At 59.2% G+C, this 25791-nt stretch carries 25 protein-coding genes, 1 pseudogene and 1 riboswitch; of the genes and pseudogenes, 13 read left to right on the plus strand and 13 right to left on the minus strand.

Going from position 1 to position 25791, the window contains the following annotated elements:
* The first annotated feature begins 203 nt into the window (after positions 1–203).
* The 3 genes from OQ460_RS22930 to OQ460_RS22940 all read left to right on the plus strand — a co-directional run bounded on the left by OQ460_RS22930 (position 204) and on the right by OQ460_RS22940 (position 2803).
* Positions 204–551, plus strand: coding sequence for a DUF1090 family protein (locus OQ460_RS22930; protein WP_410019559.1), 348 nt, complete (start codon positions 204–206; stop codon positions 549–551).
* Between the two features lie 95 nt (positions 552–646).
* Positions 647–2329, plus strand: coding sequence for an NAD-dependent DNA ligase LigB (gene ligB / locus OQ460_RS22935; protein ID WP_410019560.1), 1683 nt, complete (start codon positions 647–649; stop codon positions 2327–2329).
* An 81-nt stretch (positions 2330–2410) separates the two neighbouring features.
* The gene (locus OQ460_RS22940) at positions 2411–2803 is read left to right on the plus strand and encodes a DUF1090 domain-containing protein (RefSeq protein ID WP_410019561.1); all 393 of its coding nucleotides are present in this window, start codon (positions 2411–2413) and stop codon (positions 2801–2803) included.
* A gap of 30 nt (positions 2804–2833) precedes the next feature.
* Here OQ460_RS22940 and OQ460_RS22945 read toward each other — a convergent pair whose 3' ends face one another.
* Positions 2834–3283 (minus strand): c-type cytochrome, encoded by a 450-nt coding sequence (locus tag OQ460_RS22945; RefSeq protein ID WP_410019562.1) that lies wholly within the window; start codon positions 3281–3283, stop codon positions 2834–2836.
* Positions 3284–3411: 128 nt separating this feature from the next.
* On the opposite strand from OQ460_RS22945, the gene OQ460_RS22950 reads away from it, so the two are divergent.
* The gene (locus OQ460_RS22950) at positions 3412–4599 is read left to right on the plus strand and encodes a murein transglycosylase A (protein ID WP_410019563.1); all 1188 of its coding nucleotides are present in this window, start codon (positions 3412–3414) and stop codon (positions 4597–4599) included.
* 61 nt (positions 4600–4660) lie between these two features.
* Here OQ460_RS22950 and OQ460_RS22955 read toward each other — a convergent pair whose 3' ends face one another.
* The 5 genes from OQ460_RS22955 to OQ460_RS22975 all read right to left on the minus strand — a co-directional run bounded on the left by OQ460_RS22955 (position 4661) and on the right by OQ460_RS22975 (position 9455).
* The gene (locus OQ460_RS22955) at positions 4661–5047 is read right to left on the minus strand and encodes an MAPEG family protein (RefSeq protein WP_410019564.1); all 387 of its coding nucleotides are present in this window, start codon (positions 5045–5047) and stop codon (positions 4661–4663) included.
* Between the two features lie 31 nt (positions 5048–5078).
* The gene (locus OQ460_RS22960; protein WP_410019565.1) at positions 5079–5912 is read right to left on the minus strand and encodes an EamA family transporter; all 834 of its coding nucleotides are present in this window, start codon (positions 5910–5912) and stop codon (positions 5079–5081) included.
* 87 nt (positions 5913–5999) lie between these two features.
* Entirely contained in the window at positions 6000–6884 is an 885-nt protein-coding gene (locus OQ460_RS22965) for a formate/nitrite transporter family protein (RefSeq protein WP_410019566.1), read from the minus strand.
* Positions 6885–6946: 62 nt separating this feature from the next.
* Positions 6947–8950 (minus strand): patatin-like phospholipase family protein, encoded by a 2004-nt coding sequence (locus OQ460_RS22970; protein WP_410019567.1) that lies wholly within the window; start codon positions 8948–8950, stop codon positions 6947–6949.
* Positions 8951–9050: 100 nt separating this feature from the next.
* Positions 9051–9455, minus strand: a complete 405-nt coding sequence (locus OQ460_RS22975; protein WP_410019568.1) for an acyl-CoA thioesterase — start codon at positions 9453–9455, stop codon at positions 9051–9053.
* A 187-nt stretch (positions 9456–9642) separates the two neighbouring features.
* Positions 9643–9749: riboswitch (S-adenosyl-L-homocysteine riboswitch) on the plus strand.
* A gap of 21 nt (positions 9750–9770) precedes the next feature.
* On the opposite strand from OQ460_RS22975, the gene ahcY reads away from it, so the two are divergent.
* The 5 genes and pseudogenes from ahcY to OQ460_RS23000 all read left to right on the plus strand — a co-directional run bounded on the left by ahcY (position 9771) and on the right by OQ460_RS23000 (position 16354).
* Positions 9771–11180, plus strand: a complete 1410-nt coding sequence (gene ahcY, locus OQ460_RS22980; RefSeq protein ID WP_410019569.1) for an adenosylhomocysteinase — start codon at positions 9771–9773, stop codon at positions 11178–11180.
* 199 nt (positions 11181–11379) lie between these two features.
* Entirely contained in the window at positions 11380–12225 is an 846-nt protein-coding gene (gene metF / locus OQ460_RS22985) for a methylenetetrahydrofolate reductase [NAD(P)H] (RefSeq protein WP_410019570.1), read from the plus strand.
* Between the two features lie 77 nt (positions 12226–12302).
* A complete protein-coding gene (locus tag OQ460_RS22990; RefSeq protein ID WP_410019571.1) occupies positions 12303–13385 on the plus strand; it encodes a hypothetical protein in 1083 nt (360 codons plus the stop codon).
* Positions 13386–13459: 74 nt separating this feature from the next.
* A pseudogene (locus OQ460_RS22995) lies at positions 13460–14252 on the plus strand (substrate-binding periplasmic protein).
* Positions 14253–14473: 221 nt separating this feature from the next.
* Positions 14474–16354 carry a DEAD/DEAH box helicase gene (locus OQ460_RS23000; RefSeq protein ID WP_410019572.1) on the plus strand — a complete coding sequence of 627 codons (1881 nt, stop codon included), beginning with the start codon at positions 14474–14476 and terminating at the stop codon, positions 16352–16354.
* A gap of 64 nt (positions 16355–16418) precedes the next feature.
* Here the strand turns inward: OQ460_RS23000 and OQ460_RS23005 are convergent, their stop codons facing one another.
* Positions 16419–16793, minus strand: coding sequence for a nuclear transport factor 2 family protein (locus tag OQ460_RS23005; RefSeq protein ID WP_410019573.1), 375 nt, complete (start codon positions 16791–16793; stop codon positions 16419–16421).
* Between the two features lie 124 nt (positions 16794–16917).
* Between OQ460_RS23005 and OQ460_RS23010 the strand changes: the two genes are divergently transcribed.
* Positions 16918–17802 (plus strand): LysR substrate-binding domain-containing protein, encoded by an 885-nt coding sequence (locus OQ460_RS23010; protein ID WP_410019574.1) that lies wholly within the window; start codon positions 16918–16920, stop codon positions 17800–17802.
* Between the two features lie 58 nt (positions 17803–17860).
* On the opposite strand, the gene OQ460_RS23015 is transcribed toward OQ460_RS23010, so the two are convergent.
* Both OQ460_RS23015 and OQ460_RS23020 read right to left on the minus strand, forming a co-directional pair.
* Positions 17861–18439 carry a YceI family protein gene (locus tag OQ460_RS23015; RefSeq protein ID WP_410019575.1) on the minus strand — a complete coding sequence of 193 codons (579 nt, stop codon included), beginning with the start codon at positions 18437–18439 and terminating at the stop codon, positions 17861–17863.
* A gap of 32 nt (positions 18440–18471) precedes the next feature.
* Entirely contained in the window at positions 18472–19023 is a 552-nt protein-coding gene (locus tag OQ460_RS23020; protein ID WP_410019576.1) for a cytochrome b, read from the minus strand.
* Between the two features lie 270 nt (positions 19024–19293).
* On the opposite strand from OQ460_RS23020, the gene OQ460_RS23025 reads away from it, so the two are divergent.
* Together OQ460_RS23025 and OQ460_RS23030 are read left to right on the plus strand one after the other, a co-directional pair.
* The gene (locus OQ460_RS23025) at positions 19294–20700 is read left to right on the plus strand and encodes an adenosylmethionine--8-amino-7-oxononanoate transaminase (protein ID WP_410019577.1); all 1407 of its coding nucleotides are present in this window, start codon (positions 19294–19296) and stop codon (positions 20698–20700) included.
* A gap of 37 nt (positions 20701–20737) precedes the next feature.
* Complete coding sequence (locus OQ460_RS23030; protein ID WP_410019578.1) at positions 20738–21457, plus strand: 16S rRNA (uracil(1498)-N(3))-methyltransferase; 720 nt, start codon at positions 20738–20740, stop codon at positions 21455–21457.
* A gap of 89 nt (positions 21458–21546) precedes the next feature.
* Here OQ460_RS23030 and OQ460_RS23035 read toward each other — a convergent pair whose 3' ends face one another.
* From OQ460_RS23035 to OQ460_RS23045, 3 genes are read right to left on the minus strand one after another with little or no spacing between them, the layout of a single operon-like run.
* A complete protein-coding gene (locus OQ460_RS23035) occupies positions 21547–22449 on the minus strand; it encodes a transporter substrate-binding domain-containing protein (RefSeq protein WP_410019579.1) in 903 nt (300 codons plus the stop codon).
* Positions 22450–22473: 24 nt separating this feature from the next.
* Entirely contained in the window at positions 22474–22827 is a 354-nt protein-coding gene (locus OQ460_RS23040) for a RidA family protein (protein WP_410019580.1), read from the minus strand.
* A 9-nt stretch (positions 22828–22836) separates the two neighbouring features.
* Positions 22837–24078, minus strand: coding sequence for a D-amino acid dehydrogenase (locus OQ460_RS23045; protein ID WP_410019581.1), 1242 nt, complete (start codon positions 24076–24078; stop codon positions 22837–22839).
* A gap of 106 nt (positions 24079–24184) precedes the next feature.
* Here OQ460_RS23045 and OQ460_RS23050 point away from each other — a divergent pair, with 106 nt between their 5' ends.
* Entirely contained in the window at positions 24185–25087 is a 903-nt protein-coding gene (locus OQ460_RS23050) for a LysR family transcriptional regulator (protein ID WP_410019582.1), read from the plus strand.
* A 33-nt stretch (positions 25088–25120) separates the two neighbouring features.
* Here OQ460_RS23050 and trhA read toward each other — a convergent pair whose 3' ends face one another.
* On the minus strand, positions 25121–25738 hold the full coding sequence (gene trhA, locus OQ460_RS23055) for a PAQR family membrane homeostasis protein TrhA (protein ID WP_410019583.1): 618 nt from the start codon (positions 25736–25738) through the stop codon (positions 25121–25123).
* Positions 25739–25791: the final 53 nt, after the last annotated feature.

A 25791-nucleotide genomic window follows, 5' to 3' on the forward strand; every position in this document is an offset into this window, starting at 1 on the left:
AAGCCGTACCCAAAGCCCTGCCGGCCTGATCCGGCAGGGCTTTTTTGTTGCCGGATAAGGCTCACATTTTTGGATCCAACACTTGCAGGCAAAATGATGGCGCACTAGAATCCGCGCCCTCCCGAGCCCTCACCTACTTTGGATATTGCATTGCGCCTGCTCGGGAGCAAAAGTGCGCAGGCAATCGAACATTGAGGTTTTTCATGCGTATCTCCACGCTCGCCCCTGCCGCCCTTCTGCTCAGCCTGTTCACTCTGCCAGCCCAAGCCGCCGACCTGAGCGCACTGACTGGCACGCTGACGACCAAACTGGCAGGCACTTCCGGCGATTGCGCAAAACAAAGCCAGGAGCTGCAAGCCAAGGTAGATGCTGCCAAGGCAAATGGCGAGACACTGAAAGTGACAGGCCTGCAGGCCGCACTGGATCAGGTAAACGAAGGTTGCAAAAAAGTCAGCGAATCTCAGGACAAGCTCGACGCGGCACAACAAAAGCAGCAAGCCAAGATCGACAGCAATGACACGGTGAAAGCCCTGGGTGGTCTGTTCAAGTAAACAGAAATACCCAGTAAAAAGCCTCGCACTCGCGGGGCTTTTTTATGCCCCCTCGCCTGCTTTACGCTGCACGCCCCTTCCGAGCAAGGATGCTCATGATGACGCCGCGCCTGCTGATCTACCTGCTGCTTTTGCTATGCCCCAATGTTGGCTGGACTGGTGAATGCCCTGACTGGCCACTTGAACAAGCCCGGGTCGAAACGGCGGCGCTGCAGCGCCAAGTCAGCGACTGGGACGACCGCTATCACCGACTCGGCCAATCGCTGATCAGCGATGAGCTTTACGACCAGGCCCGTCAACGCCTGGACCAATGGCGCGCCTGCTTTGCACTGAAAACGCCGCCTGCGGGCAATCCACTGGCCAGTTCACGCGGGACTTTGCGCCACCCGATCCCACACACAGGCCTGGAAAAACTGGCCAGCGATCGTGCCGTGGAGGACTGGATCCGCTCGCGCAGTAACCTGTGGGTACAACCCAAGGTCGATGGCGTGGCCGTAAGCTTGATCTACCGGGCAGGCCGACTGGTCAAGGCTATCAGTCGCGGCGACGGCATGCTTGGCCAGGATTGGTCTGCATCCGCGCGCAAGATACCCGGGATAGTACAGAAGCTGCCCGAACCGATTGATCTGGTGCTACAGGGCGAGCTCTATTGGCGACTGGAAAAGCACATTCAGAGCACGCAGGGCGGCATGAATGCCCGGAGTAAGGTTTCCGGCTTGATGAACCGCCAACAGCTCAGCGATATCGATGCTGCAGGCATTGGCCTGTTTGTCTGGGCCTGGCCCCAAGGGCCGGCGGACCTCAAGGAGCAACTGGACACTCTGGCGCGCTGGGGCTTCAACGACAGCCGGCAATACAGCCAAACCATTGCCAGCATCGACGAAGCCCGTCACTGGCGAGCCTACTGGCACACCAATCCGCTGCCCTTCGCCACGGACGGCATCGTATTGCACCAAAATCAACGTGCGCCGGCCAACCGTTGGCAAACCAGTACGCCGTATTGGGCCGCCGCCTGGAAGTACCCGGCGGCCAAAGCCCTGGCCCTGGTACAAAAGGTAAACTTCAAGATCGGCCGCACGGGTCGCATTACACCCATCCTGGAGCTGGAGCCGGTATCGGTGGACGACCGACAAATCCGGCGAGTCAGTGTCGGCTCCTTGAAACATCTGCAGCAACTGGATATCCGCCCCGGGGATCAGGTTTCCATCAGCCTCGCAGGCCAAGTGATCCCAAGGCTTGAAAGCGTCATCCTGCGCAGCCGGACACGGGTCGATATCGAGGTGCCTGTAGCCAGTGACTTTCATCATCTAAGCTGCTGGCAATTGAGTCCCGGCTGCGAGGAGCAGTTGCTTGCACGCTTGACCTGGCTGAGTAGCAACCAAGGGTTGGATCTCCCGCATATCGGTCGCGAGACCTGGAATACACTGATCCAGGCCGGTCAAATCCGCGGCCTTGTCGATTGGTTGAACCTTGATGAGGCAGAGCTTGCTAACATTGACGGGCTCGGTGCCCGAAGCAGTGAACGCCTGCTCGCCAGTTTGCGCAGTGCCCGGCAGCGACCGTTCGTACGATGGCTGATGGCATTGGGTGTTCCTCCCACAGCTCGCAATAATCTGGAAGGCGGTTGGAAGGCGCTGACAGCCCGAAATACTCAAGACTGGCAAGCCGAAACCGGAATCGGCCCGGGACGCGCCGTACAATTGAACGCGTTCTTTCACGACCCACACGTCGTGTCCATTGGCGAAACATTACGTGCCGCCGGGATCGACGGCTTTTAATACCTCGCCAGCTACATTAATCGGTGCCCGCAGAATTCACCCTGCCCACCTTACAGCGACCTTATTTACCCTGGAGCCCTTATGAAATTTCTTGCACCGCTCGCCCTGTTGACCGCCGCAACCTTCATGACCGCGCCCGCGCTGGCCGAAGAGCCCGTATCGCTGACCGGTTGCGCCGCCAAGCGCGAAGCCATCAAGACCCAGATCGAGCAGGCAAAGGCCCATGGCAACAATGCCCAGCAAGCCGGCCTGGAAAAAGCACTGAGCGAAGTCACCACCCATTGCACCGACGCCTCCTTGAAAAAGGAGCGCGAGGGCAAGGTGCTCGATGCCAAGCACGAAGTCAGTCGCCGCCAGGCCGATCTCGACAAGGCCATGAAAAAAGGCGATTCCGAAAGGATCAACAAGCGCAAGGACAAGCTCGCCGAGTCCCGCAAGGAATTACAGGACGCCCTGAACGAACTGGACAAGTAAGACGCACGCTGCCTTCTTGCCGCTAAAGGCTCAATGATTGCGAAACTGCTTATGACAGGCGCTGCAGGCATCTTCGACTTTCTGCACCGCCGGTCCAAGGTTGCTAGCCTTGTAGGGCGGCACTTGGCTGGCGACCACCAACTCACCAGTGGCGGCCTCAAGGTTGCGGGCCAGCTCCTGAAAAAGTGCCTGCTTGCGCCAGACATCATCTGTGGCACTGGTGTGATCTTCTTCGCGTACCGTCGGGAAGTGCTTCCATGGCTCACGAGACAAGCTGTCGAGCTTGACGGCACCGTCGGCAAACTGTTTACCGTCGAACGCAATACGCCCACGCAGCATGCCTCCCAGCTCTTCACTGGTTTTGAGCATTTGCTTGAAAATGGCCTTGCGCTGCCCTAACGGCGAATCAGGATCAACACCGCCACAAGCGGACAAGGTCAGGCAGGCCAGCAATACAGCAGTCAGTTTTTTAAAAGTCATGGTGGCTCGGAGTCACGGAAAACGGCGGCCAGTATCCCCGTACCGCCTTCAAAGACCAATAGCCCTATTAATAATATGGATTGCCGGGACCGCTGATGGCCCGGGTGATCATTTCAGGAATTGCTTGCATGAATATCACGTTGAACCCCTGGAGCCGCCGCCTGGCGTGGACTCTGCCAATGCTAGCGTTGCTCGCCGGTTGCGATGGCGGCAACACTCCGGAACCAAAACCGACAGTCGAAAAAACCCACGCTGTTGCAACCTATGTCAGCACTACCTGGGAAGCCTTGCCGACAGTATCCGACAGCGACTTGCAAGCTGGCTTCGAATCCTGGCGCAGTGCCTGCCAACGGCTCAAGAACGATGCGGTTTGGGGAGCCACTTGCGCAGCAGCCGCCAATGTTCCCGCCGCCGCCAGCGATATTCGCAATTTCCTGAAGCAACAGCTGGATGTCTACAGCCTGCGTTCGACGGACAATACGCCCAACGGTTTGATCACCGGCTACTACGAGCCGGTCTACCCAGGCAGCCTGACCGAGACCGAAACCGCTCACGTCCCCGTGTACGGGGTGCCGGATGACCTGATCATCGTCAACCTGGAAAGCATCTATCCGGAACTCAAGGGCAAGCGTCTGCGTGGACGCCTGGAAGGTCGCGTGCTCAAGCCGTATGACGATGCCGGCACCATCAACCAGCAAGGCTCCAGTGCCAAACCCATCGCCTGGCTGACCCAGCCGATGGACCTGCAATTCCTGCAAATCCAGGGGTCGGGGCGCATCCAACTGGCCGACGGCCGTCAACTGCGCGTGGGATACGGCGATCAGAATGGTTTCCCCTATCGCCCTATCGGTCGCTGGCTGGTGGAACAAGGCGAACTGAACAAAGCGGACGTGACCATGGGCACCATCAGCGCCTGGGCCAAGGCTCACCCCGAGCGCATCCCGGAACTGCTGGCGAGCAACCCCAGCTACGTGTTTTTCAGCGCTCGCCCCGACAGCAACGAGGGCCCGCGCGGCTCGCTGAACGTACCACTGACCGCTGGCTACAGCGTGGCGGTGGATCGCAAGGTGATTCCGCTGGGTAGCCTGCTTTGGTTATCGACGACCCGCCCCGATGGCGCTCCTATCGTACGGCCAGTCGCGGCCCAGGACACCGGTGGCGCGATTACCGGCGAAGTCCGTGCCGACTTGTTCTGGGGCACAGGCGATGCAGCCGGTGAACTGGCCGGGAACATGAAGCAGCAGGGCCAGATCTGGATGCTGTGGCCCAAAGGCGCGGTACTGCCCAAGGTACCGGATGCGCCCGCGGGAAGCTGAAGACCAAGCCGGGGAGCGGCGGTGCGACTTGCCCGCTCCCGCACTGAATCAGGCCCAGGCATTACATCGATATAAAGAAGAAACTCGCAATCAGCGCCATTCCCACGAACCACACCAGCGAACGCAATATTGCCCAGTCAGCCAGGTAGCAAATGATGTAGAGCAAACGGCTGGTGATAAACAACACCGCTAATACGTTGATGGTCACCAGTTCAGCGTTGCCCGCCATGTGCGCAATGATCACGGCTGCGGCAAACGCCGGAGTCGCTTCAAAGCTGTTGAGTTGCGCGTTGTGGGCGCGCCTGGCAAATCCATCGAGTGTTTCCAGGAAGGCTCGAGGATCATGGTTTTGTCGTGGCCCGAACTTGCCCTCGCTGAACTTGGCTACACCGGTACACAGGTACGGTAGAAAAATTGCGATCAGCACACACCAGAAAGCGACAGTCATCACTCATTCCTTTTTTTGTCTTATCGGAGGGTTAGAGCTTCATCACGAACATGCCGATCAGTACCAACCCACAGGCTAAGAGCCGCGACCGGCCGAAAGGTTCTTTCAGGTAACGCATGCCAAACAGCACCACCAGGATCACGCTGACTTCCCGCAGCGCCGCCGCTTCGGCAATCGAGCCCAATTGCATCGCCCAGAGCACTAGAGCGTAGCTCAACAGCACACATAAGCCGACAGCCAGTCCCAGTCGCCACTGGGTCCGCCAGAACAGGTTGAAAGCCGTTCGTTTGCGCACCATTGCCAGCAATGGAAATGGCCAGGCGCTGATCAGCGTCAGCCACACCAGATAATCCAGGGGATAGGGCCAGCGCCGCAATGCCTGGCCATCGAGGAAGGTATAGCAGCCGATGCACAAGCCGATCAGCGCGACCACCGGCAGCATCGACCAGGGCAGGCGGTCACCGCCCCCGCCTTGCCACAGCAGGCACAACATGCCAAACGGGATCAACAGGATGCCGAGGATCTGCTGGGTGCTGAGCACTTCACCGGCAAATACCAACGTCAGGACCAGCACTACCAGCGGCGACAACCCCCGCATCAACGGATACACCAGGCCCAGGTCGCCAACACGATAAGCCTGGATCAGCAGGTACCGATAGAGCAGTTCAAACAAAGCCGAAGCGATGATCCAGGGCCAGATTTCCAAGGGCGGCAGCGACACAAACCCAACTGCCAGCACAACGAACAGCAGCGCGACGGTGTCCATGCAGGCAATCACCAGCAGGCGCTCGCCGCTGAATTTGATCAAGGTATTCCAAGTCGCGTGCAACAGTGCTGCTATCAGGACCAACGCTGTCGCAGCCACAGAGAGCTCCTTGTCAGACTCGATTCAACATGTGTCAGCCCCTGTTTATACTAAAAAAGCACCTTCTGCACCTGCCCTTGGGCCCTCCTACTGATCCTTCTTGCCCATCTGCGGTTCCTTGGAGGTCGCCGCAGAGCTTGGCACGCTGCTTTCACTGCGAACCTGAGCATGACTGATCAAGGCGAAGATAAAGCTGCCTCCGACAATGTTGCCGGCCAACGTGGGGCCGGCAAACACCAGCCAGAAATCTTCCCAAGGCAGCTCGCCAGCAAATACCAGATAAGAGACTTCCGCCGAACCCACGACAATATGGGTGAAGTCGCCCAGCGCCATCAAATAGGTGATCAGGATAATGATCCAGAATTTGGCGCTCTCCATCGACGGGATCATCCACACCATGGTGGCAATCATCCAGCCGGAAACGATGCCCTTGGCAAACATTTGGCTGCTGTCGTTTTCCATGACTTTGCGCCCGATATCCAGGAAAGCCAGGTCAGTCTTGGTATCGAAGATCGGCAAGTGCAGCATCACGTAAGCGACCAGCAAGGTGCCACACAGGTTGCCCACCAGCACCACCGACCATAACCGCAACAGTCGCCCGGCATTAACCAGGGTCGGCTTGCTCATCACCGGCAAGACCGCCGTCAGGGTGTTCTCGGTAAACAATTGCTGACGCGCCAGAATCACTGCCAAAAAACCTGCACAGTAGCCAAAACTGGTAATTACCTTGAACCCCTCATCGCCAGGCAAACGCGAGTTGAGCAGCCCCATAGCCATCAGTGAAAGGCCCATGGTCATGCCTGCGGCTAGCGCCGACCACCACAGCGCGGCAACACTGCGCTCTAATTCCTGGTCCCCCTGGGTGCGAATGATTTCATGCAGAACTGCCGCACGGGGCGGCTGGTTCTTGTCTACATCCTGTTGTTCTTCATCTGACAGGTTGGCTGTCTTGTCGCCTGTTTGCGCGGCCATAATAGTCCTGAATCCAAAGGATGCCTGTAGCTACGACAGGCTGGATCCGGACCTGTTCAGTGTCACGGCGAAACGGGCAGCCGCCAGGCCCGCGCCATCTCCACAGTGGTGGAGTGTTGTGCTTGCTTCCAGGGCCTGTTGCGGGCCACGTAGTGCTCGGCAATGTCATCCAGCACCTGATTGACCTGAGACGCCGTCGCAGCCCTGGCCAGGTTATGCTCGGCACGTCGCAGCAGGGCGATGTTGCCATTCGATTGTCCGGCGCGAAATAACGACGGGTAGATCACCTCCCGCGTGAAGTTATCGGCGATTACCGCAATGTCGCGTCTTTTCATTTCGGCCAGCGCACTGGTCATGACGCTGGACAGGGCTGTCGATTGCGCAGCGCTGAATGCCAAAAACTGCTGAAAGTTGCGGTTGTCTGCAGCATTGAGCTTTTTACCCAGCCATTCGACCTGTTCGGGACGACTGGCAAGCGCATCCAGATTGCGCAACGCCCGCCCCAACTCGGGTGTCATTGCCAACGGTGGCGTCGCATTGGCCCGGTTGATGGCCGTCTCCAGGGTGTGCAGCGCTCGCGATGCATCCCGTCGAAACCGCAACACCTCATTACATGCCCCGCTGCTCTCCAGCTTGCTCAACGCACTGGCCAACAGCGTGTCATCCATGGCCAGGACCGCATCATCCAACGACTCGAAAACATGTTGCTCGCGCACGGCGCCGCGCTCATTCAGATGGGTATCTACGGCCCGCCTGGCCAGTTCTTGCAGATGATTTTTCACCTCTGCGGGCATTGTAAAATTGAGCGTGCCGTTGAGCGCACCTCGAAAATCACCCTTCTCGCTGTTCAACGGCAACGTCACTGTCTGGTCAGCGTATGCTTTGAGTCTGGTGCGTTGAAGTTCGTCGGCCGCCGTACAGGGAACCCCGGTAAGACGATCGGTCAAGCTGCTGGCAAACCCGGCGCGCACCAATGGCTCCGGGGGCGCCTCGGATTCGAAGTCAATAATCAACTGTTCGGTCTGGCTCAACCTGCTGTCAGGAAATGATCGATGGAACAATTCCCTGGCCGGCGTATTGAGCAGCAAGCCACCATCCTGGAAGGCGACTTTCTCGGTGGCAGCCTGAAAGGGTTGGCCTTGTTCATTCGGCGGGCTAAACAGGATTGGCAATGAGCCAGAGATGTGTGCCGCATGGGCAATATCCATGTCAGGCGTCAGGTCGGCATTGAACACCACCAACTGTGGCCGACCGTCGAACATGCCAGTGCCGGTGATATTGAGCTCTTTGATTGCAGGAATATGCCGACTCAACACTTTCAGGTCCCCAAAGGTCGTTGCGCCGCCTGCGGCCAGTTTGTCAGCGATGGCCATGGTTTCGGCACATCGGGTTTCTCTCGCAGACTGGGCGATATGCCCGAGAACTGCCTTGCGCGACTCGTTGCGCACCAACTCCTCTAGGGGATTGGCGCCTGATTGCAGGCGTGGCAAAAGGGTAAACAGCAACTGCGAAATACGGCCGACAGGATCAGGCAGCCGCCCAGCCACTTCGCCGAGGCTCGAACTGGCATCCTGCAACCAGGCAACCATGGGCGTGTCACTGTTCAACAGCTTGGGAAGCTCGATACCGTCCGAGAGCGTATCAAACCCCTTGGCGTCCATGCCGCTGGCCAACAATGCGGCAGAAATGCCCCCCGCCGAAGAACCGAAGATAGTCTGCACACCCTCCAAAGCATGCTTGCTCTCCAGCGCCTGGACCACACCTGGGAATGCAATGCCCTTGGCCCCGCCGCCACTGAGCACCAGATGCGAAACGGCAGGCGGTGACACCACCAACTCCACCACGCCATTACAGTAACGACTGACGTCCAGCTTGCGATCGCCCACGCCCTCTAACAATGGCGTTTTCGAACCCTGGGGATAACCACGCGAAGCCACCAGGTCGCTGACAAGTGGCAAGGTGGCAGACCGAAGTGCCGTAGCAAGGCCAGTACCGATGACATCGTTTACGTCGGGTGAACAGTGCCGATCCAGCAACGGGGCACAAGATGGGGCGAAGATTTTCATGAACACGCTCTCTCCTTAAGGTGTAAGCCTAAGTGTGGCGAGAGCGTGGGCAAACGATCCATGCTGAATTACCCGGTAACACAAGCCCGGGTGCTACCCGTTATTGGCTCGAGTCGTCGTCCTGAAACTGATCCTTCACGTACTTGATTTCGGTACGACCATGGGGCGCGGGCAAACCATCTTCCCCCAAGTTGACGAAGACCATTTTTTCCACAGTCAGGATGCTCTTGCGGGTGATCTTGTTACGCACTTCACAGGTCAGGGTGATTGAAGTACGGCCGAATTCGGTGGCAGTGATACCCAGCTCGATGATGTCGCCCTGGCGCGAGGCACTGACAAAATTGATTTCAGAAATGTACTTGGTCACCACACGCTGGTTACCCAACTGGACAATCGCGTAGATGGCAGCTTCTTCGTCAATCCAGCGCAGCAGGCTGCCGCCGAACAGGGTGCCATTGGGGTTGAGGTCTTCGGGTTTTACCCATTTGCGGGTGTGAAAGTTCATTGGGGCTCCGGGATTGAGGGGGTTAGGCGATAGGGTAATGGCCCCAGCTTCGAGTTTTAAGCTACAAGCTGCAAGTAAAAGCCGATTCGCTTTACTTGTAGCTTGTCGCTTGTCGCTTGCCACTAGCCAGACAAAGAAAGCTATAATCGCCCCCGATTTCGAACGGCTACTGCCGTTCTCCCGCCACCTGTCCGAGGGGCGCTGCAGCAGGCTTGGCCTGTCAGGCTCGGATGGGGCGTTGTCTGGCCTGGTTGCCCTGGCTGGATACTAAACGCACAACGGCGCCCATTCGCACACTACGAATGGAGGCTCTTCATGAGCGCTGTAATCACGCCTGCAGAATTCAACGACTACAAAGTCGCCGACATGTCCCTCGCCGCCTGGGGCCGTCGCGAAACCTTTATCGCCGAATCCGAAATGCCAGCCTTGATGGGTCTGCGCCGCAAATACGCGGCTCTGCAGCCACTCAAGGGCGCGAAGATTCTCGGCTGTATCCACATGACGATCCAGACTGCCGTGCTGATCGAAACCCTGGTTGCCCTGGGTGCCGAAGTGCGTTGGTCGTCCTGCAACATTTTCTCGACTCAAGACCAGGCCGCAGCCGCCATTGCCGCAGCCGGCATTCCTGTTTTCGCCTGGAAAGGCGAGACCGAAGAAGAATACGAGTGGTGCCTGGAGCAAACCATCCTCAAGGATGGCGCGCCTTGGGACGCTAACATGATCCTCGACGACGGCGGCGACCTGACCGAGTTGCTGCACAAGAAATACCCGGCAATCCTGGACCGCGTCCACGGCGTGACCGAAGAAACCACCACGGGCGTACACCGCCTGCTGGACATGCTGGCCAAGGGCGAGCTGAAAATCCCGGCCATCAACGTCAACGACTCGGTGACCAAGAGCAAGAACGACAATAAGTACGGCTGCCGTCACAGCCTCAACGATGCCATCAAGCGTGGTACCGACCACCTGCTGTCCGGCAAGCAAGCCCTGGTGATCGGCTACGGTGATGTGGGCAAGGGCTCGTCCCAGTCCCTGCGCCAGGAAGGCATGATCGTCAAGGTCTCCGAAGTTGACCCGATCTGCGCCATGCAAGCCTGCATGGACGGTTTCGAAGTAGTCTCGCCGTTCATCGACGGTGTCAACGACGGCACCAGCGCGTGCATCGACGCAGCCCTGCTGGGCAAGATCGACCTGATCGTGACCACCACCGGTAACGTGAATGTTTGCGACGCGAACATGCTCAAGGCCCTGAAAAAGCGCGCCGTGGTATGCAACATCGGTCACTTCGACAATGAAATCGACACCGCTTTCATGCGCAAGAACTGGGCTTGGGAAGAAGTGAAGCCGCAGGTACACAAGGTTCATCGTACCGGCGCGGGTAATTTCGATCCGCAGAACGATGATTACCTGATCCTGCTGGCTGAAGGCCGCCTGGTGAACCTGGGTAACGCCACCGGTCACCCAAGCCGCATCATGGATGGCTCGTTCGCCAACCAGGTTCTGGCACAGATCTTCCTGTTCGGCCAGAAATACGCCGACCTGTCGCCCGCCCAGAAAGCCGAGCGCCTGACCGTGGAAGTACTGCCGAAGAAACTCGACGAAGAAGTGGCCCTGGAAATGGTCCGCGGCTTCGGCGGCGTAGTGACTCAACTGACCAAGACCCAGGCCGATTACATCGGCGTGACCGTAGAAGGTCCGTTCAAGCCGCACGCTTATCGCTACTAAGTAACCGGCTCTCTCCCTCTGGAGCGGGCTTGTGTGGGAGCAGCTTGTGTGGGAGCGGGCTTGCTCGCGATGGCGCAGAGTCAGTCAAAGCAGTCACGACTGGCCCACCACAATCGCGAGCAAGCCCGCTCCCACACAAGCCCGCTCCCACAATGACGGTGAACGCCTTCAGGCTTTTTGAGTTTCCAAGGATACGACCATGTCCCAAGACCGTCGCTACAGCTTCGAGTTTTTCCCGACCAAGACCGATGCTGGGCATGAAAAACTGATGGCAACTGCCAAGCAGTTGGCCAGCTACAACCCCGATTTTTTCTCCTGCACTTACGGTGCGGGCGGCTCGACCCGTGATCGCACGATCAACACCGTGTTGCAGTTGGAAAGCGAAGTCAAAATCCCCGCCGCACCGCATTTGTCGTGCGTGGGCGACAGCAAGGACGACCTGCGCGGCCTGCTGACCCAGTACAAGGCCGCCGGCATCAAGCGCATCGTCGCCCTGCGCGGGGACCTGCCGTCCGGCATGGGCATGGCCAGCGGTGAACTGCGCTACGCCAACGACCTGGTGAGCTTCATTCGTGAAGAGACCGGCGATCATTTTCACATCGAAGTGGCCGCTTATCCGGAGATGCACCCACAGGCGCGCAATTTCGAAGACGATCTGCAGAACTTCGTGCGCAAGGCCAATGCCGGCGCCAACAGCGCGATCACCCAGTACTTCTTCAATGCCGACAGCTACTTCTACTTCGTCGAGCGTGTGCAGGCCATGGGTGTGACTATTCCGGTGGTGCCGGGCATCATGCCGATCACCAACTACAGCAAACTGGCGCGCTTCTCTGATGCCTGCGGCGCAGAAATCCCCCGCTGGGTTCGCAAACAACTGGAAGCCTACGGCGACGACGTCAAAAGCATCCAGGCATTCGGCGAGCAGGTGATCAGCGAAATGTGTGAAACTTTGTTGCAAGGTGGCGCGCCAGGGTTGCACTTCTATACCCTGAACCAGGCTGACCCAAGCCTGGCCGTCTGGAACAACCTCAAGCTGCCACGCTAAGGTCGTTCTGCGCTGCACCCAGGCCCTCTTGAAACGAGGGCCTTTGTCGTTTACATGCCCACGGAAACCTGCAGTCCATGAATACAGTGCCCTCGACTCCCCGCCCGCAGCTGGTGTACCTGGTGTTCGGCGCCGAGACTTATCATCAGGAAGCGGTTTTCAGCATCGCCAGCGCCCTGTCCAACCTGCGGGACACTCCGGGCGCCGCCCTCGACATCCAGGTTTTCAGCGACAACCCCGAGCCCTACCGATTGCTGCCGGTGCAGGTCCGAGCGCTGGATGAAGCCACCCGCAAACGCTGGTGCGAGCCCCACGGCTATCACTTTCGCACCAAGCATGTGGTGCTGCGCAAAGTGCTTGCCGAGTCGCAAGTGGCATTGCTGATCGACACCGACACCTTTTTTCATCACTCGCCCATGGCCCTGTTCGAGCGGGTCCAGCCGGGCACCCTGCTGTGCAACGCCTTCTATACCAAGTACGGCGATAACCACGAAAGCATCCTGTACAGCGCGTTACGCCAGCGCCTGCTGGACATGGGCGTGGCCGACGACGACATGATGACCCTCAACTCCGGAGTCATGGGCCTGACACAACAGGACGCACATATCCTCGACCACTCCATCGAGTTGATGGATGAACTCTTCCCCCATGCCCAGGGGGCGTACACCCTCGAAGAGTTCTGCCTGTCCATCGCCGCCTACCGCACGCTAAAGGTGCGCGAATGCCCGGACTTGATCCATCACTACTGGAGCCGCAAGCAACTGTTCCGCGCCAAGGTCAAGGCCTGGATCGCCAAGCACGCAGGCAACCCCACCAGCGTTGCGGCACTGGACGACACCCGTCAGGTCTCTGCCCACCTGCCGCGCCCGCCGCGCCTGCAGCGCTTGATGTACAAGCTGATCACCCTGGCGCTGCCCAGGCACCAGCAGCAGTTCATCCGCGAAATCCTCTACGGCTGCTATGAGCACAAGAACGAATTCGATCAGGCCTGCGGCCCGGTCTGGTGGGACAAGGCGCGCCAGAACCAGGAGGAACGCCAGGGCCGCCCGGTTGATGCACATCTGCTGGAGCACTGGTTTGCCAACCCCATCGTGCGCCTGATCCTGGGAGAGCGGCGCACCGCCATTTACGAGCATTTGATGAAATCATCACCACAATAAAAGTTCAGTTTTACTCGCTGAAGATACCCGTCCCAGAGCTTCTCTTTACCTGGAGACAGTCGTAACCTCGGGGCATGCCCGTCATTCTCCGATTGTTGACCGCTATTCTCTTCGCTTGCCTGAGCCTGGCCGCCCGAGGCGAGCAATTGCGCATTGTCACCGAACCCTGGGCACCCTACATCTACGAAGAAAACGGCAGCATGCGCGGGCTCGACTACGAGACCACCGTAATCGTTTTCCAGCGCCTGGGGATCGAGGTGCAATGGCAGTTCCTGCCCTGGAAACGTTGCCTGGCAATGCTTGAACAAGGCCACGCCGACGGCGCGCTGGATATTTTCCACAGCCACGCGCGAGACAACCTACTGTTTTACCCCGCCGAACCGCTGTCCGAAGTAGAGTTCGTGATGTTCTATGCCAACGCACGTCCTCATCCGTTCCAGACCCTTGAGGATCTGCGAGGGCTGACCATCGGCACCTCGCCCGGCTACCTCTACAGCACTGAGTTCAGCGATTCCGCGCTATTCACCCGCGAGCCTGCCCCCAGCCATGAGGCCAACTTCGGCAAGCTGGCCCGAGGGCGGATCGACCTGTTGATCACTGACCGCCGGGTCGGCCAGCTTGCGATCAAGCGGCTGGGGTTGGAGGACCAGATCAGCCAGGCACCAAAGGTGATCAGCAGCCAACAACAGTTCCTTGCCGTACGCCGTGGAGCGGGCATGGACCTGCTGATCCAGCGCTTCGGCGCCGAACTCAAACGCTTCAAGCAAACTCCTGCCTATACCGCCTTGAGCGAAAAATATGCCGGCGACCACGCAAAAACACCCTCAGGACAAAACCGTTGAGCAGCAGGAAAGCAGCGCGCGGTGATTGCTCTGTTATACTCCTGCCTTTGCGCCAGGCTTACGCCCGGACGCTGGGTCTATAAAAAGCACCCCGATGCCGCTACTGCGCAGCTTTCACAGCCCGCGCGAGCCATCAAAGTGCCGTCAGCCTCAGCAGGACCGGACGGGATTGCGTTCCTCTAAACGCCATTCACTCCCGGCAAGATTATCCCTTTGGGCCAAGCCCTAACTTAAACAGGATTACTCATGTCCTTTGCTTCCCTCGGTCTCTCCGAGGCTTTAGTCCGCGCCATCGAGGCGGCGGGCTATACCGAGCCTACTCCGGTGCAACAGCGGGCCATCCCCGCCGTGTTGCAAGGTCGCGACCTGATGGTTGCTGCGCAGACAGGTACTGGTAAAACCGGTGGTTTCGCCCTCCCTATCCTGGAGCGGTTGTTCCCTGGTGGCCACCCGGACAAATCCCAACGCCACGGCCCACGCCAACCCCGCGTGCTGGTCCTGACGCCAACCCGCGAACTCGCCGCCCAAGTGCATGACAGCTTCAAGCTGTATGCCCGCGACTTGAAGTTCGTCAGCGCTTGCATCTTCGGCGGCGTCGGTATGAACCCACAGGTTCAGGCCATGTCCCGTGGTGTCGACGTGCTGGTGGCCTGCCCTGGCCGCTTGCTCGACCTGTGCGGCCAAGGCAGCGTCGATTTGTCCCACGTGGAAATCCTCGTGCTGGACGAAGCCGACCGCATGCTCGACATGGGCTTTGTCCATGACGTGAAGAAAGTCCTTGCGCGCCTGCCGGCCAAACGTCAGAACCTGCTGTTCTCGGCAACGTTCTCCAACGACATCACCGCTTTGGCGGGCAAGTTGTTGCACAACCCCGAGCGCATCGAAGTCACTCCGCCCAACACCACGGTCGAACGTATCGAGCAGCGGGTATTCCGTCTGGCTGCTAGCCACAAGCGTGCATTGCTGGCGCACCTGATCACCGCTGGCGCCTGGGAACAGGTGCTGGTCTTCACCCGCACCAAGCACGGCGCCAACCGCCTGGCCGAGTACCTGGACAAGCACGGCCTCACCGCCGTCGCCATCCACGGCAACAAGAGCCAGAACGCACGGACCAAAGCCCTGGCCGACTTCAAGGCCGGCAGCGTGCGCATCCTGGTAGCCACCGATATCGCCGCACGTGGCCTGGATATCGACCAACTTCCGCACGTGGTCAACTTTGAGTTGCCGAACGTCGACGAAGATTACGTACACCGTATCGGCCGTACCGGCCGTGCCGGTCGTTCGGGTGAGGCCATTTCCCTGGTTGCTCCGGACGAAGAAAAACTGCTCAAAAGCATCGAGCGCATGACCAAGCAGAAAATCGCCGACGGCGACCTGATGGGCTTCGATGCCAGCGCCGTAGAAGCCGAGAAACCGGAAGTGCGCGAGCGTCCGGACGTGCGCAACCCGCGCAACCCACGCGGTCCGAAGGGCGATGGCCCGAACGGTGGCGGGGGTGGCGGTGGCCGTCGCGACAAAGGCAAGGACAAAGGCGGCAAAGACAAAGCTTCGACCAGCAGCCGTGGCGAACGCCCGGCCCGCGAGCAAAAGCCCCGCGAAGGCACCCCGGCCCGCGAACAGCGCCAGCCAAGCCAACCGCCACGCGCAGCGGCTGACCGTGCCCCGGACGAGTTCCTCGACGACGACGTGGATAACTTCGGTAACCGCGTTGACTACGTGCCCCAGGCCAAGCCGGCCCAAGGCCGCGGCCGTCGCCCAGGTGCTCCGGCACAAGGCGCAGGTTCCGGTGCGCCGCGCACTGGCGGTCAGCCACAGGGTCGCCAGAACGGTCCGCGCAGCAGCAACGGCGGCACCACCGGTACGCCGCCTGCCAAGCGTAACGGTCCGCGTAACGGCGCCCCGCGTGATGGCCAGGCGCGTCGTGAAGAATCGCGCAACCGCCGCCCGGCGCGTGACGATCAACCTCGTTCGTCCGAGCCTGCCGTGCAGAACCCGCGCGGTGGCCCAGCGCCAAAGATCATCCACAAGGAGTCGAAAGCTGACCGCTTTCCGACACCTGAGCAATTGGATCAACTGCCAGGCCGCCCTCGTGGTGAAAAACCAGCGCTGCTGACCCGCAACCGCTGAGTTCTTCAAGCGCAAAAAAACGCCCCAACAGTTTGGGGCGTTTTTGTTTCCGGCATTTGTCTTTTTAATCGACAGCCACGCCAGCCTTATGAAAAAGTTTGGCAAAAATAGTCCAGCGGCCGTTCACTTTCATCAAGTTCAGATAATCCACCATGATGCTGTCGAACAGACGCAGGCGAACTTTGACGATGGCCATTTCCGGGGACATGAGATCAATCATCAACACTTCGTCCAGTCGTGGAAAACCACCTTCCTGAGGCGACTTTCGACCCTGCACCATCGCACGATACTCCGCGAAAGGACGCACGATCAATTCTGCGTTCTGAGCAGAGTACAGCACCGAGCCAGAATGAAAGACTTGGTCAAATTTATTAAGGTCTTGGGTTTGCAACACATCAAAGTAATCTTTCAACATGCTTTGAATTTCATGAATAGCCATACTGAACTCCCTGATAATTTAACCGCGTGTTATTTCAATAAATAACCTGTCAGCAATTATCAGCAAGCCACCGGCGCCGGTATAGCGGCTATTATTGGCCTTTTATGTGAATGGAATTCACCTATTGAAACTTCCTCCCCTCGCCGCTTTACGCGCCTTTGAAGCACTCGCCCGCCTGGGCAAGGTGAACCAGGCCGCGCTGGAACTGCACGTCACGCACAGCGCTGTCAGTCATCAGATCCGCGCCCTGGAGGAATACCTCGATGTGGCATTGGTGATGCGCAGCGGGCGTTCCTTGGTGTTAACCGATGAGGGCCGTATTTATGCCTATCAAATCCGCCAAGCGCTGGGAGAAATCGCCGGGGTCACCGAAAAGTTTCTGGCGAAGACAAAACATGCGCAACTGACCGTGTCCGTCCTGCCCTCGTATGGGCTTTTTTGGCTGATGCCTCGACTCAAAAGCTTCATAAACGCCAATCCCAACCTGCACCTCAAGCTGGCCTCCAGCATGGAGTTCGCCGGCTTTGAGCAGGGGTTGGTGGATTGCGCAATTCGCTTTGGTCACGGTCAGTGGCCCGACGTGCATTGCGAACCCCTGATGGCAGACTCACTGCTGGTAGTCGCCGCTCCCGGCTTCAACGGCGCAGTGCTGCCACACACCGTACAGGCTGTACTGGAACAACCTCTGCTGCATGCCAGTGAAAGCTGGCCGGTGTGGCTCAGTGCGGCAGGGGTCGAGGGTCAACGTCCTCCCTCCTTCCTGGAGTTCACCGATTCCACACTGCTGCTCGAGGCCGTCAAGCTGGGCTACGGTATTGCACTGACTCGTCGCTCGATCGCCCAGGCGATGATTGAACGCGGTGAATTGGTCAAACTGACGGACGTCGAACCCGTGCATTCATCACGCTACTTTCTGGTCTGGCCCACCGACAGCAAACGCTCGGCGCAATTGTCATCACTGCTGGCGTGGCTCAAAGACGAGGCCACCAAGTATCAGGACAGCCTATAAACACCAGACAGCAAAACGCCGACCCTGAGGCCGGCGTTTTGCATTGACGCAACGAAAGTTACTTCGTCTTGACACCTTCCAGCGTGATGTCCAGATCCAGCGTCTGCGACGTTGGGCCTGGGCCTTTGATGCCGAAATCGTTCAGGTTGAGCGTGGTCTTGGCGTTGAAGCCAGCACGTTCGCCGCCCCATGGGTCCTTGCCTTCACCGTTGAACACAGCCTTGAAGGTCACAGGCTTGGTCACGCCATGCAGGGTCAAGTCACCGGTCACGTCAGCGGTTTTCTCGCCAGTGGGTTTGACGCTGGTGGAGACAAACTTGGCTTCTGGATACTTGCTCACGTCCAGGAAGTCTTTGCTGGCAATATGCTTGTCACGCTCAGCGTGGTTGGACCACAGGCTGGCGGTTTTCAGGTCGACTGCAATCTTGCTGGCTTCAGGCTTGGCAGAATCCCAAGTGAACGTGCCGTCGAAATCCTTGAACGTACCGTTGATGAAGCTGTAGCCCAGGTGGCTGATCTTCCAGTCAACGAAGGCGTGCTGGCCTTCCTTGTCGATCTTGTAGTCAGCCGCCATCGCCTGACCGGCAGACAGCAGTGCGGTACCGATTGCCAGAGCGGCGAGAGTCTTTTTCAACATGCTTTCTATTCCTTGTGAGTCGAGGTTGAACATCAGGCTTTGCGCCCCAGCATACGAGCCAGGGTCGCATCACGATCGATAAAGTGGTGTTTCAAGGCTGCTACGCCATGCAGGCCGGCGAATACCACCAGCACCCAGGCGAGATAAAAATGCACTACACCGGCGACATCTGCCTGGTCCGGTAGACCGGAAACCACGGCAGGAATTTCAAACAGGCCAAACACCGGGATCCCGACACCGTCTGCGGTGGAAATCAGGTAGCCGGCAATCATCACGGCAAACAGCCCGAGATACAGGAACCCGTGGCCAAATGCCGCGCCGATACGTGTCATGCGGCTGTAACTGGACAGCGGAGCCGGCGGCGGGCTGAGCAGGCGCCAGACGATGCGCAGCAACATCACACCAAACAACGTAATGCCGATGCTTTTATGCAAGTCCGGGGCGTCTTTGCGCCAGAGGCTGTAGTAATCGAGACCGACCATCCACAGACCCAGGGCAAACAAGCCGAACACCACCAAGGCTACACCCCAGTGCATGACAATGCTGACCCAGCCGTAGCGGGTCGATGAGTTTCGTAGTTGCATTACCCAAATCCTGTAAGAACTGCGCCCAGACTAGCGTTTTATTTATCGAAGTAACGTCGAAATTTTCTCTTTGAAAGATCGATTTATCCGATCCTGAGCCTATGAACAATAAATTAACCAGAGATTAAGGACTATCCGGGTCAAACGTGACAGACCGTCCTGCTACAGCATCCAATTCACGCGCAATGGTTGTGACACCGCCGCGCATTGCATAGGCTTGCGCGATTGTTTCGCCCGCACGCGGCGCGAACCGCTTCGAGGAGAATGAACATGGGTTTGAATAATCAGTGGATGCAGCGCGACCTTGCGGTGCTGTGGCATCCCTGCACCCAGATGAAAGATCACCAGCAACTGCCGCTGGTCCCGATCAAGCGCGGCGAAGGGGTGTGGCTGGAAGACTTTGAAGGCAAGCGCTATCTGGACGCCGTCAGCTCCTGGTGGGTCAATGTGTTCGGCCATGCCAACCCGCGCATCAACCAGCGCATCAAGGACCAGGTGGATCAACTGGAGCACGTGATCCTGGCAGGTTTCAGCCACCAGCCGGTGATTGAACTGTCGGAGCGCCTGATCAAGATCACGCCTGAAGGCCTGACCCGCTGCTTCTATGCCGACAATGGCTCGTCATGCATCGAAGTCGCGTTGAAAATGAGCTTTCATTACTGGCTCAACCGCGGCCTGCCGAACAAGAAGCGTTTTGTCACCCTCACCAACAGCTACCATGGCGAAACCATTGCCGCGATGTCGGTTGGCGATGTGCCGCTATTCACCGAAACCTACAAGGCCTTGCTGCTGGACACTATCAAGGTACCCAGCCCGGATTGCTACCTGCGCCCGGAAGGCATGAGTTGGGAAGAACATTCGCGCCACATGTTCCAGGTCATGGAGCAGACCCTGGCGGACAATCACCAGAGCGTTGCAGCGGTGATCGTCGAGCCGCTGATCCAGGGCGCTGGCGGCATGCGCATGTATCATCCGGTCTACCTCAAGCTGCTGCGCGAGGCCTGCGATCGCTACGGCGTTCACCTGATCCACGACGAAATTGCCGTCGGCTTCGGCCGCACCGGCAGCATGTTTGCCTGTGAACAGGCCGGCATTCGGCCAGACTTCCTCTGCCTGTCCAAGGCCCTGACCGGCGGCTACCTGCCGTTGGCCGCCGTGGTCACCACCGAAGATGTCTACAGCGCCTTCTACGACGATTACCCTACCCTGCGCGCCTTCCTGCATTCCCACAGCTACACCGGTAATCCGCTGGCGTGTGCCGCGGCCCTGGCGACCCTGGATATTTTCGAAGAAGACAACGTCATCGAGAATAACAAGGCCCTCGCCACGCGCATGGCCACGGCCACCGAACATCTGGTGGACCATCCGCACGTGTCGGAGGTGCGCCAGACCGGTATGGTCCTGGCCATCGAGATGGTCCAGGACAAGGCCAGCAAGACCGCTTACCCCTGGCAGGAACGTCGCGGCCTGAAGGTGTTTGAACACGCCCTGGAGCGCGGCGCTCTGCTGCGGCCATTGGGCAGCGTGGTGTATTTCCTGCCGCCCTATGTGATCACCCCCGAGCAGATCGACTTTCTGGCCGAAGTGGCTACTGAAGGGATCGATATTGCCACCAACAGCAAAGTCAGCGTGGCGGTGCCCAAGGATTTCCACCCAGGCTTCCGCGATCCGGGCTGATGACCGACGCGCCAATACCATTTTTTCGAGAACCGAAATGAGACTGTCCCGTTTTTTTGTCGACACGCCGCTCGGCATTGGCGAGCACCCATTGCCTGAAGCACAGGCCCATTACATAAGCCGCGTATTGCGCATGGCCGAAGGTGACCCTGTGCAATTGTTCGACGGCTCCGGCCAGGAGTTTCGCGGAAGTTTGCTGGAAGTCGGCAAAAAGCGCGTGACGGTGCAACTGACCGAAGCGTTCGCCGGCCAGATCGAGTCCCCGCTGCACATCCACCTGGGCCAGGGTTTGTCCCGCGGCGAACGGATGGACTGGGCGATCCAGAAAGCCACGGAACTTGGGGTCAACGAAATCACCCCGATCTTCAGCGACCGTTGCGAAGTACGCCTGAAGGACGAACGCGCCGACAAACGCCTACAGCACTGGCGCCAGGTGGCGATCAGTGCCTGTGAGCAGTGCGGGCGTTCAACCGTCCCGGTGATTCACCCACCACTGCTGCTGGCAGATTGGTTGAAGCACACCTTGGCGCAGCTGAAGTTGGTGCTACATCCGGTAGCCGAACCGTTGGTTAGCCATGCCAAGCCGTCGAGCCTGGCCTTTTTGATCGGCCCTGAAGGCGGCTTGACCGACAATGAAGTCGAAGCCGCCCAAGGCGCAGGCTTCCATGCCGCCCGCCTCGGCCCGCGGGTGTTGCGTACCGAGACTGCGCCGGTGGTGGCGCTATCCGTCGCTCAACAATTGTGGGGCGATTTCTAACCTGCTTGCAAAGCCGATCAAATATGTGAGAGCGGCGGTGCGACTTGCTCGCAATGGCGCAGCCCGCTCCCACTTTGGGTTTTGAGTGTTTACTCCACCGGATCACTCACCGGCTTGGCAATGATTGCCTTCAGCTCGCTGGTCATCGGGAACTCCAGGTTCAAGCCCTTCGGTGGAATCGGCTGTTCAAACCAGCGCTGGTAGATCCCGTTGATTTCCCCCGAACGGTACAGCTCGGCCAAGGTGTCGTTGACCACCGCGAGAAACTGCGGATCGTCCTTGCGCACCATGCAACTGTAGATTTCCCGCGACTGCTCCTCGCCCACCACCACCCACTTATGCGGGTCCCGGGCTTTGGCGCGCTCGCCGTAGAGCAGTGCATCATCCATATAGAACGCCGCAGCACGACCGGTCTCCAGCATCTTGAACGCTTCACCATGGTCCTTGGCGCTGATCACAAACATATTGCTCTTGTGCTCGACGTTATAGCTCTTGAGAAAACGTTCATTGGTGGTGCCGGCGGTGGTCACCACGTTCTTGCCCTTGAGGTCGGCGAAGCTTTTGATGCCGCTGTCGTTGGCGGTCAGCAATTGGCCCTTTACGTAAATAAAACCATAGGAAAACGCCACCTGCTTCTGACGTTCGGCAGTGACTCCGGTAGAGCCGCACTCCAAATCGACGGTGCCGTTCTGCACCAGCGGAATGCGGGTCTGGGAGGTGACCAGGTTGTACTTCACGTCGAGCTTGGGCAAGCCGGTCTTTTGCTGGACGCGCTCGACAATCTTGCTCGCCAGGTCCACCGAGTACCCCATGGGCTTGCCAGAATGGTCACCGACATACGAAAACGGCACCGACGCATCGCGGTAACCGAGGGTGATGCTCCTGGCGCTCTCGATCTTGGCCAGGGTGCCCACCAGCGGTGCTTCGTTGGCTTGGGCCTGGGTGCCCAGCAACAGCCCCAGGGCGGTGCCGATCAACGTGATTTTATGCATTGTTATTCTCCGTTGGTTTTCTTGTTATGAACGACGGGCAGCGATGACACTGATTTCTACCAGCACGCTCGGCCGGGCCAGTTGCGCTTGCAGGGTGGTGCGGGTCGGTGCCTTGCCCGGCGATAGCCAGGCGGACCAGACCTCGTTCATCGGCGCGAAGCCGTCCTGGATATTGCTCAGGTAGATGGTCGCGTTAAGCAGATGATCCTTGTCGCTGTCGGCCTCGGCCAACAGCGCGTCAATCTTCGCCAACACTTCCCGGGTCTGCGTGGCGACGTCCTGGCCATCATCCGGGACCTGGCCCGAAAGAAACACCAGGTCCTGAAAGGTTACCGCGCCAGACAGGCGGCTGTTGCTGTTGATTCGGCTGATAGTCATTAACGTGTCCTAGGCGGCGCGGGGCGCGAGGCCCTGCATATCAATGGAAGGCGTGTGCTGGCCAATCAGCTCGGCCAGTAACTGGCCGCTACCGCAGGCCAGGGTAAAACCAAGCGCGCCATGGCCGAGATTGAGCCACAGGTTGCGATACACACTGGCGCCAATCAGCGGCACGCCGCTGGGCGTGGCCGGGCGCATGCCGGCCCATTCGGTGGCCTGCGCATAATCGCCGGCCAGGGGAAATGTCTCGCAGGCCTGGCGCTTGATCAGGGCCAGGCGCTTGGGCTCAAGGCCGGTGTCGAAACCCACGATATCGACCATCGCCGCTACCCGCAGTTGCTCACCTATACGGGCGTAGACCACTTTGCGGTCATAGTCGGTAATGCTCACCGCTGGCGCTTGATGCCGGGTGCCAATCGGCACGCTCAAGCTATAACCCTTGAGCGGATACAGCGGCAGCGTCACCCCCGGCAATGCCAGTTCAGGGCTACGCACACCGGCGGCCAACACCAGGTGCTCCACCGGCATGACTTCACCGGCCATCTCGATCGCCTGCACGCTACCGTTGGCGTGGCGGATACCAGTGACCTTGCGCCCCAGCAAAAAAGTGCAGCGCCCGGATGCTTCAAGCCGCGCTGCCAGTTGCTGGCAGAAACCATGACAGTCAGCCACTTCTTCATTGGGCGTGTAGATCCCGCCGACAAAATCCACCGCGCCCAGGGTCGGTTCCAGCCGCGAACAATCAGCCGCCGACAACACCTGCTGTTGCAGGCGATCCAGTACTTTGTCCCGAGCACGCGCGAAGGTGCCGTGACGGCGAAACGTCACCAGTTTGCCGTTGCGCTTCCAGTCGAAGCCGTCCAGTCCGTCCTCCTCGCGCCATTGGCGCAAGGTGTCTTGGCTCAACGCGGCCAGGCGCAGCAGGTGTCCGGCGTTGCGCTGGTTGACCGAAGCCCGGCAGGCCCCCAGAAAAGCCGCCATCCAGCGCCATTGCGCCGGGTCCAGGCGCGGTCGCAGCTTCAGCGGTGAATCACCGCGCAGCATCCAGCCGATGGCTTGCAGCGGCACACCTTTATCTGCCAGCGGCGCAACATAGCGATAGGACAACTGGCCACCATTGGCAAAGCTCGTCTCGCGGCCCACGCTCTCGCGCGCTTCGATCACGCTCACGTCCATGCCCGCGCGAACCAGGGCATAGGCGCTTGCCAGTCCGATGACTCCACCGCCAATGATGCAAACCCGCTGCGCCATGTCTGTTCCCGATCGTTGTGTTGAGGGCCCAAGGTTAGAGACAGGTGACAGGCCCCGGACAATGAATAAAGATGGACCACCTATAAACAAAGGTTATGGACTCGTCATGCGCTTGCGTCATATCGAAATCTTCCAGGCCATCCGCCAGACCGGCTCTGTCAGCGCCGCCGCGCAGTTGCTGCACGTCTCGCAACCGGCGGTGACCAAAGTCCTGCAACACGCCGAATTGCAGTTGGGCTTCCCGCTGTTCCTGCGCATACGTGGCAAGTTACAGCCGACCCCGGAAGCGCTGGCCCTGGAGCGCGAAGTCGACAAAGTCAGCGAAAGCCTGCAAGGCGTGCGGCGCCTGGCCCAGAACCTGCGACGCGAGCCCGGCCAGCGCCTGCGGATCGGCGCCACACCCGCCCTGGCCTTGTCGCTGCTGCCACCGGCCATCGGCGAGTGGACCCAGCGTTACCCGGACATTGCCTGTGAATTGTCCAGCGCCCACAGCCGCGAACTGGTGCAAAACCTGTTGATGCGCGAGATGGATGTGGCGCTGACACTCAAGGCTCCCGATCACCCAGGGCTCAAGGCCCAGGCGTTGGCGCACGGTGTACTTGTAGCGCTGGCGCCCAAGAGTTATTGGTCACAGGCCGAGCTGGGAAAACCCTTGCCACTGATGGCGCTGGCCGGGGCGCCGTTGATTGGCCTGTCCAGCGCCGACCCACTGTCGGCAAGGCTGGACAGCTACCTGGAAGCCGTCGAGCCGCCGCCCCGGGTGCGTATTTCGGTACAGACCTATTCTCTGGCGCGCGCCATGGTGGAGTCCGGCGCCGGGCTGGCCGTGATCGACCCGTTCACGGCATTGGGGGCCTCAGCCGACACCACCTGTATCCGTCCGCTGGCACCGCCGCTGCCCATCACGCTGTATGCCCTGACCCGCGCCGATGAACCGTCGCCGCATATGCTCGCCAGCCTGCTGGACATCTTCGGCAACCGTGCCCAGGAGCAATTGGACCGACTGTAAGCCCACCTCCCGCCACTTTCAGCCCAGTGCCTGTTAGAGCACATACCCCATGATCGCCACAAAGTGCAGCAGGCTGCCGGCGATCACAAACAGATGCCAGATCCCGTGGGAATGCCGCAGGCGGTCCTCCAGGGCAAAAAACACGATGCCCACGGTGTACAGCACACCGCCAGACGCCAGCCAGATAAACCCCGCCGTGCCCAACGCAGCGATCAGCGGCTTGACCGCCACCAGCACGATCCAGCCCATCACCGCGTAGATCACAATCGACAGGATCCGCGCCTCGGAGCGCGGCTTGATCTCCTGCAAAATTCCGATCACCGCCAGCCCCCAGACGATGCCGAACAACGTCCAACCCCAGGGCCCGTGCAGGGTCACCAGGCAGAACGGCGTATAGCTGCCGGCAATCAACAGATAGATGGAAAAGTGGTCGACCTTCTGCATGATCTGTTTTTTGCGCCCACGCACGCTGTGATAAACCGTCGAGGCGCTGTACAGCACCAACAGCGTAAACCCGTAGATCGCCACGCTGACGATCTTGCGCGGACTGCCATCCAGGCTCGCCATCACCAACATCCATGTCGCACCGACAAATGCCGCGATGGCACCGAGTAAATGGCTCCAGGCGTTGAATCGTTCCCCGTGGTACATCTGTTTCTAATCTCCTGTGGCTGTTAACGGTTGGCTGGCTTGCGCATAAGAGT

This window comes from Pseudomonas imrae (assembly GCF_046352735.2).
In the GTDB taxonomy this organism is placed as follows: Bacteria; Pseudomonadota; Gammaproteobacteria; order Pseudomonadales; family Pseudomonadaceae; genus Aquipseudomonas; species Aquipseudomonas imrae.

Coding starts and splice junctions, on each gene's coding strand:
- OQ460_RS22930 (WP_410019559.1), top strand. CDS start 204: ATGCGTATCTCCACGCTCGCCCCTGCCGCCCTTCTGCTCAGCCTGTTC.
- ligB (WP_410019560.1), top strand. CDS start 647: ATGATGACGCCGCGCCTGCTGATCTACCTGCTGCTTTTGCTATGCCCC.
- OQ460_RS22940 (WP_410019561.1), top strand. CDS start 2,411: ATGAAATTTCTTGCACCGCTCGCCCTGTTGACCGCCGCAACCTTCATG.
- OQ460_RS22945 (WP_410019562.1), bottom strand. CDS start 3,283: ATGACTTTTAAAAAACTGACTGCTGTATTGCTGGCCTGCCTGACCTTG.
- OQ460_RS22950 (WP_410019563.1), top strand. CDS start 3,412: ATGAATATCACGTTGAACCCCTGGAGCCGCCGCCTGGCGTGGACTCTG.
- OQ460_RS22955 (WP_410019564.1), bottom strand. CDS start 5,047: ATGACTGTCGCTTTCTGGTGTGTGCTGATCGCAATTTTTCTACCGTAC.
- OQ460_RS22965 (WP_410019566.1), bottom strand. CDS start 6,884: ATGGCCGCGCAAACAGGCGACAAGACAGCCAACCTGTCAGATGAAGAA.
- OQ460_RS22970 (WP_410019567.1), bottom strand. CDS start 8,950: ATGAAAATCTTCGCCCCATCTTGTGCCCCGTTGCTGGATCGGCACTGT.
- OQ460_RS22975 (WP_410019568.1), bottom strand. CDS start 9,455: ATGAACTTTCACACCCGCAAATGGGTAAAACCCGAAGACCTCAACCCC.
- ahcY (WP_410019569.1), top strand. CDS start 9,771: ATGAGCGCTGTAATCACGCCTGCAGAATTCAACGACTACAAAGTCGCC.
- metF (WP_410019570.1), top strand. CDS start 11,380: ATGTCCCAAGACCGTCGCTACAGCTTCGAGTTTTTCCCGACCAAGACC.
- OQ460_RS22990 (WP_410019571.1), top strand. CDS start 12,303: ATGAATACAGTGCCCTCGACTCCCCGCCCGCAGCTGGTGTACCTGGTG.
- OQ460_RS23000 (WP_410019572.1), top strand. CDS start 14,474: ATGTCCTTTGCTTCCCTCGGTCTCTCCGAGGCTTTAGTCCGCGCCATC.
- OQ460_RS23005 (WP_410019573.1), bottom strand. CDS start 16,793: ATGGCTATTCATGAAATTCAAAGCATGTTGAAAGATTACTTTGATGTG.
- OQ460_RS23015 (WP_410019575.1), bottom strand. CDS start 18,439: ATGTTGAAAAAGACTCTCGCCGCTCTGGCAATCGGTACCGCACTGCTG.
- OQ460_RS23020 (WP_410019576.1), bottom strand. CDS start 19,023: ATGCAACTACGAAACTCATCGACCCGCTACGGCTGGGTCAGCATTGTC.
- OQ460_RS23025 (WP_410019577.1), top strand. CDS start 19,294: ATGGGTTTGAATAATCAGTGGATGCAGCGCGACCTTGCGGTGCTGTGG.
- OQ460_RS23030 (WP_410019578.1), top strand. CDS start 20,738: ATGAGACTGTCCCGTTTTTTTGTCGACACGCCGCTCGGCATTGGCGAG.
- OQ460_RS23035 (WP_410019579.1), bottom strand. CDS start 22,449: ATGCATAAAATCACGTTGATCGGCACCGCCCTGGGGCTGTTGCTGGGC.
- OQ460_RS23040 (WP_410019580.1), bottom strand. CDS start 22,827: ATGACTATCAGCCGAATCAACAGCAACAGCCGCCTGTCTGGCGCGGTA.
- OQ460_RS23045 (WP_410019581.1), bottom strand. CDS start 24,078: ATGGCGCAGCGGGTTTGCATCATTGGCGGTGGAGTCATCGGACTGGCA.
- OQ460_RS23050 (WP_410019582.1), top strand. CDS start 24,185: ATGCGCTTGCGTCATATCGAAATCTTCCAGGCCATCCGCCAGACCGGC.
- trhA (WP_410019583.1), bottom strand. CDS start 25,738: ATGTACCACGGGGAACGATTCAACGCCTGGAGCCATTTACTCGGTGCC.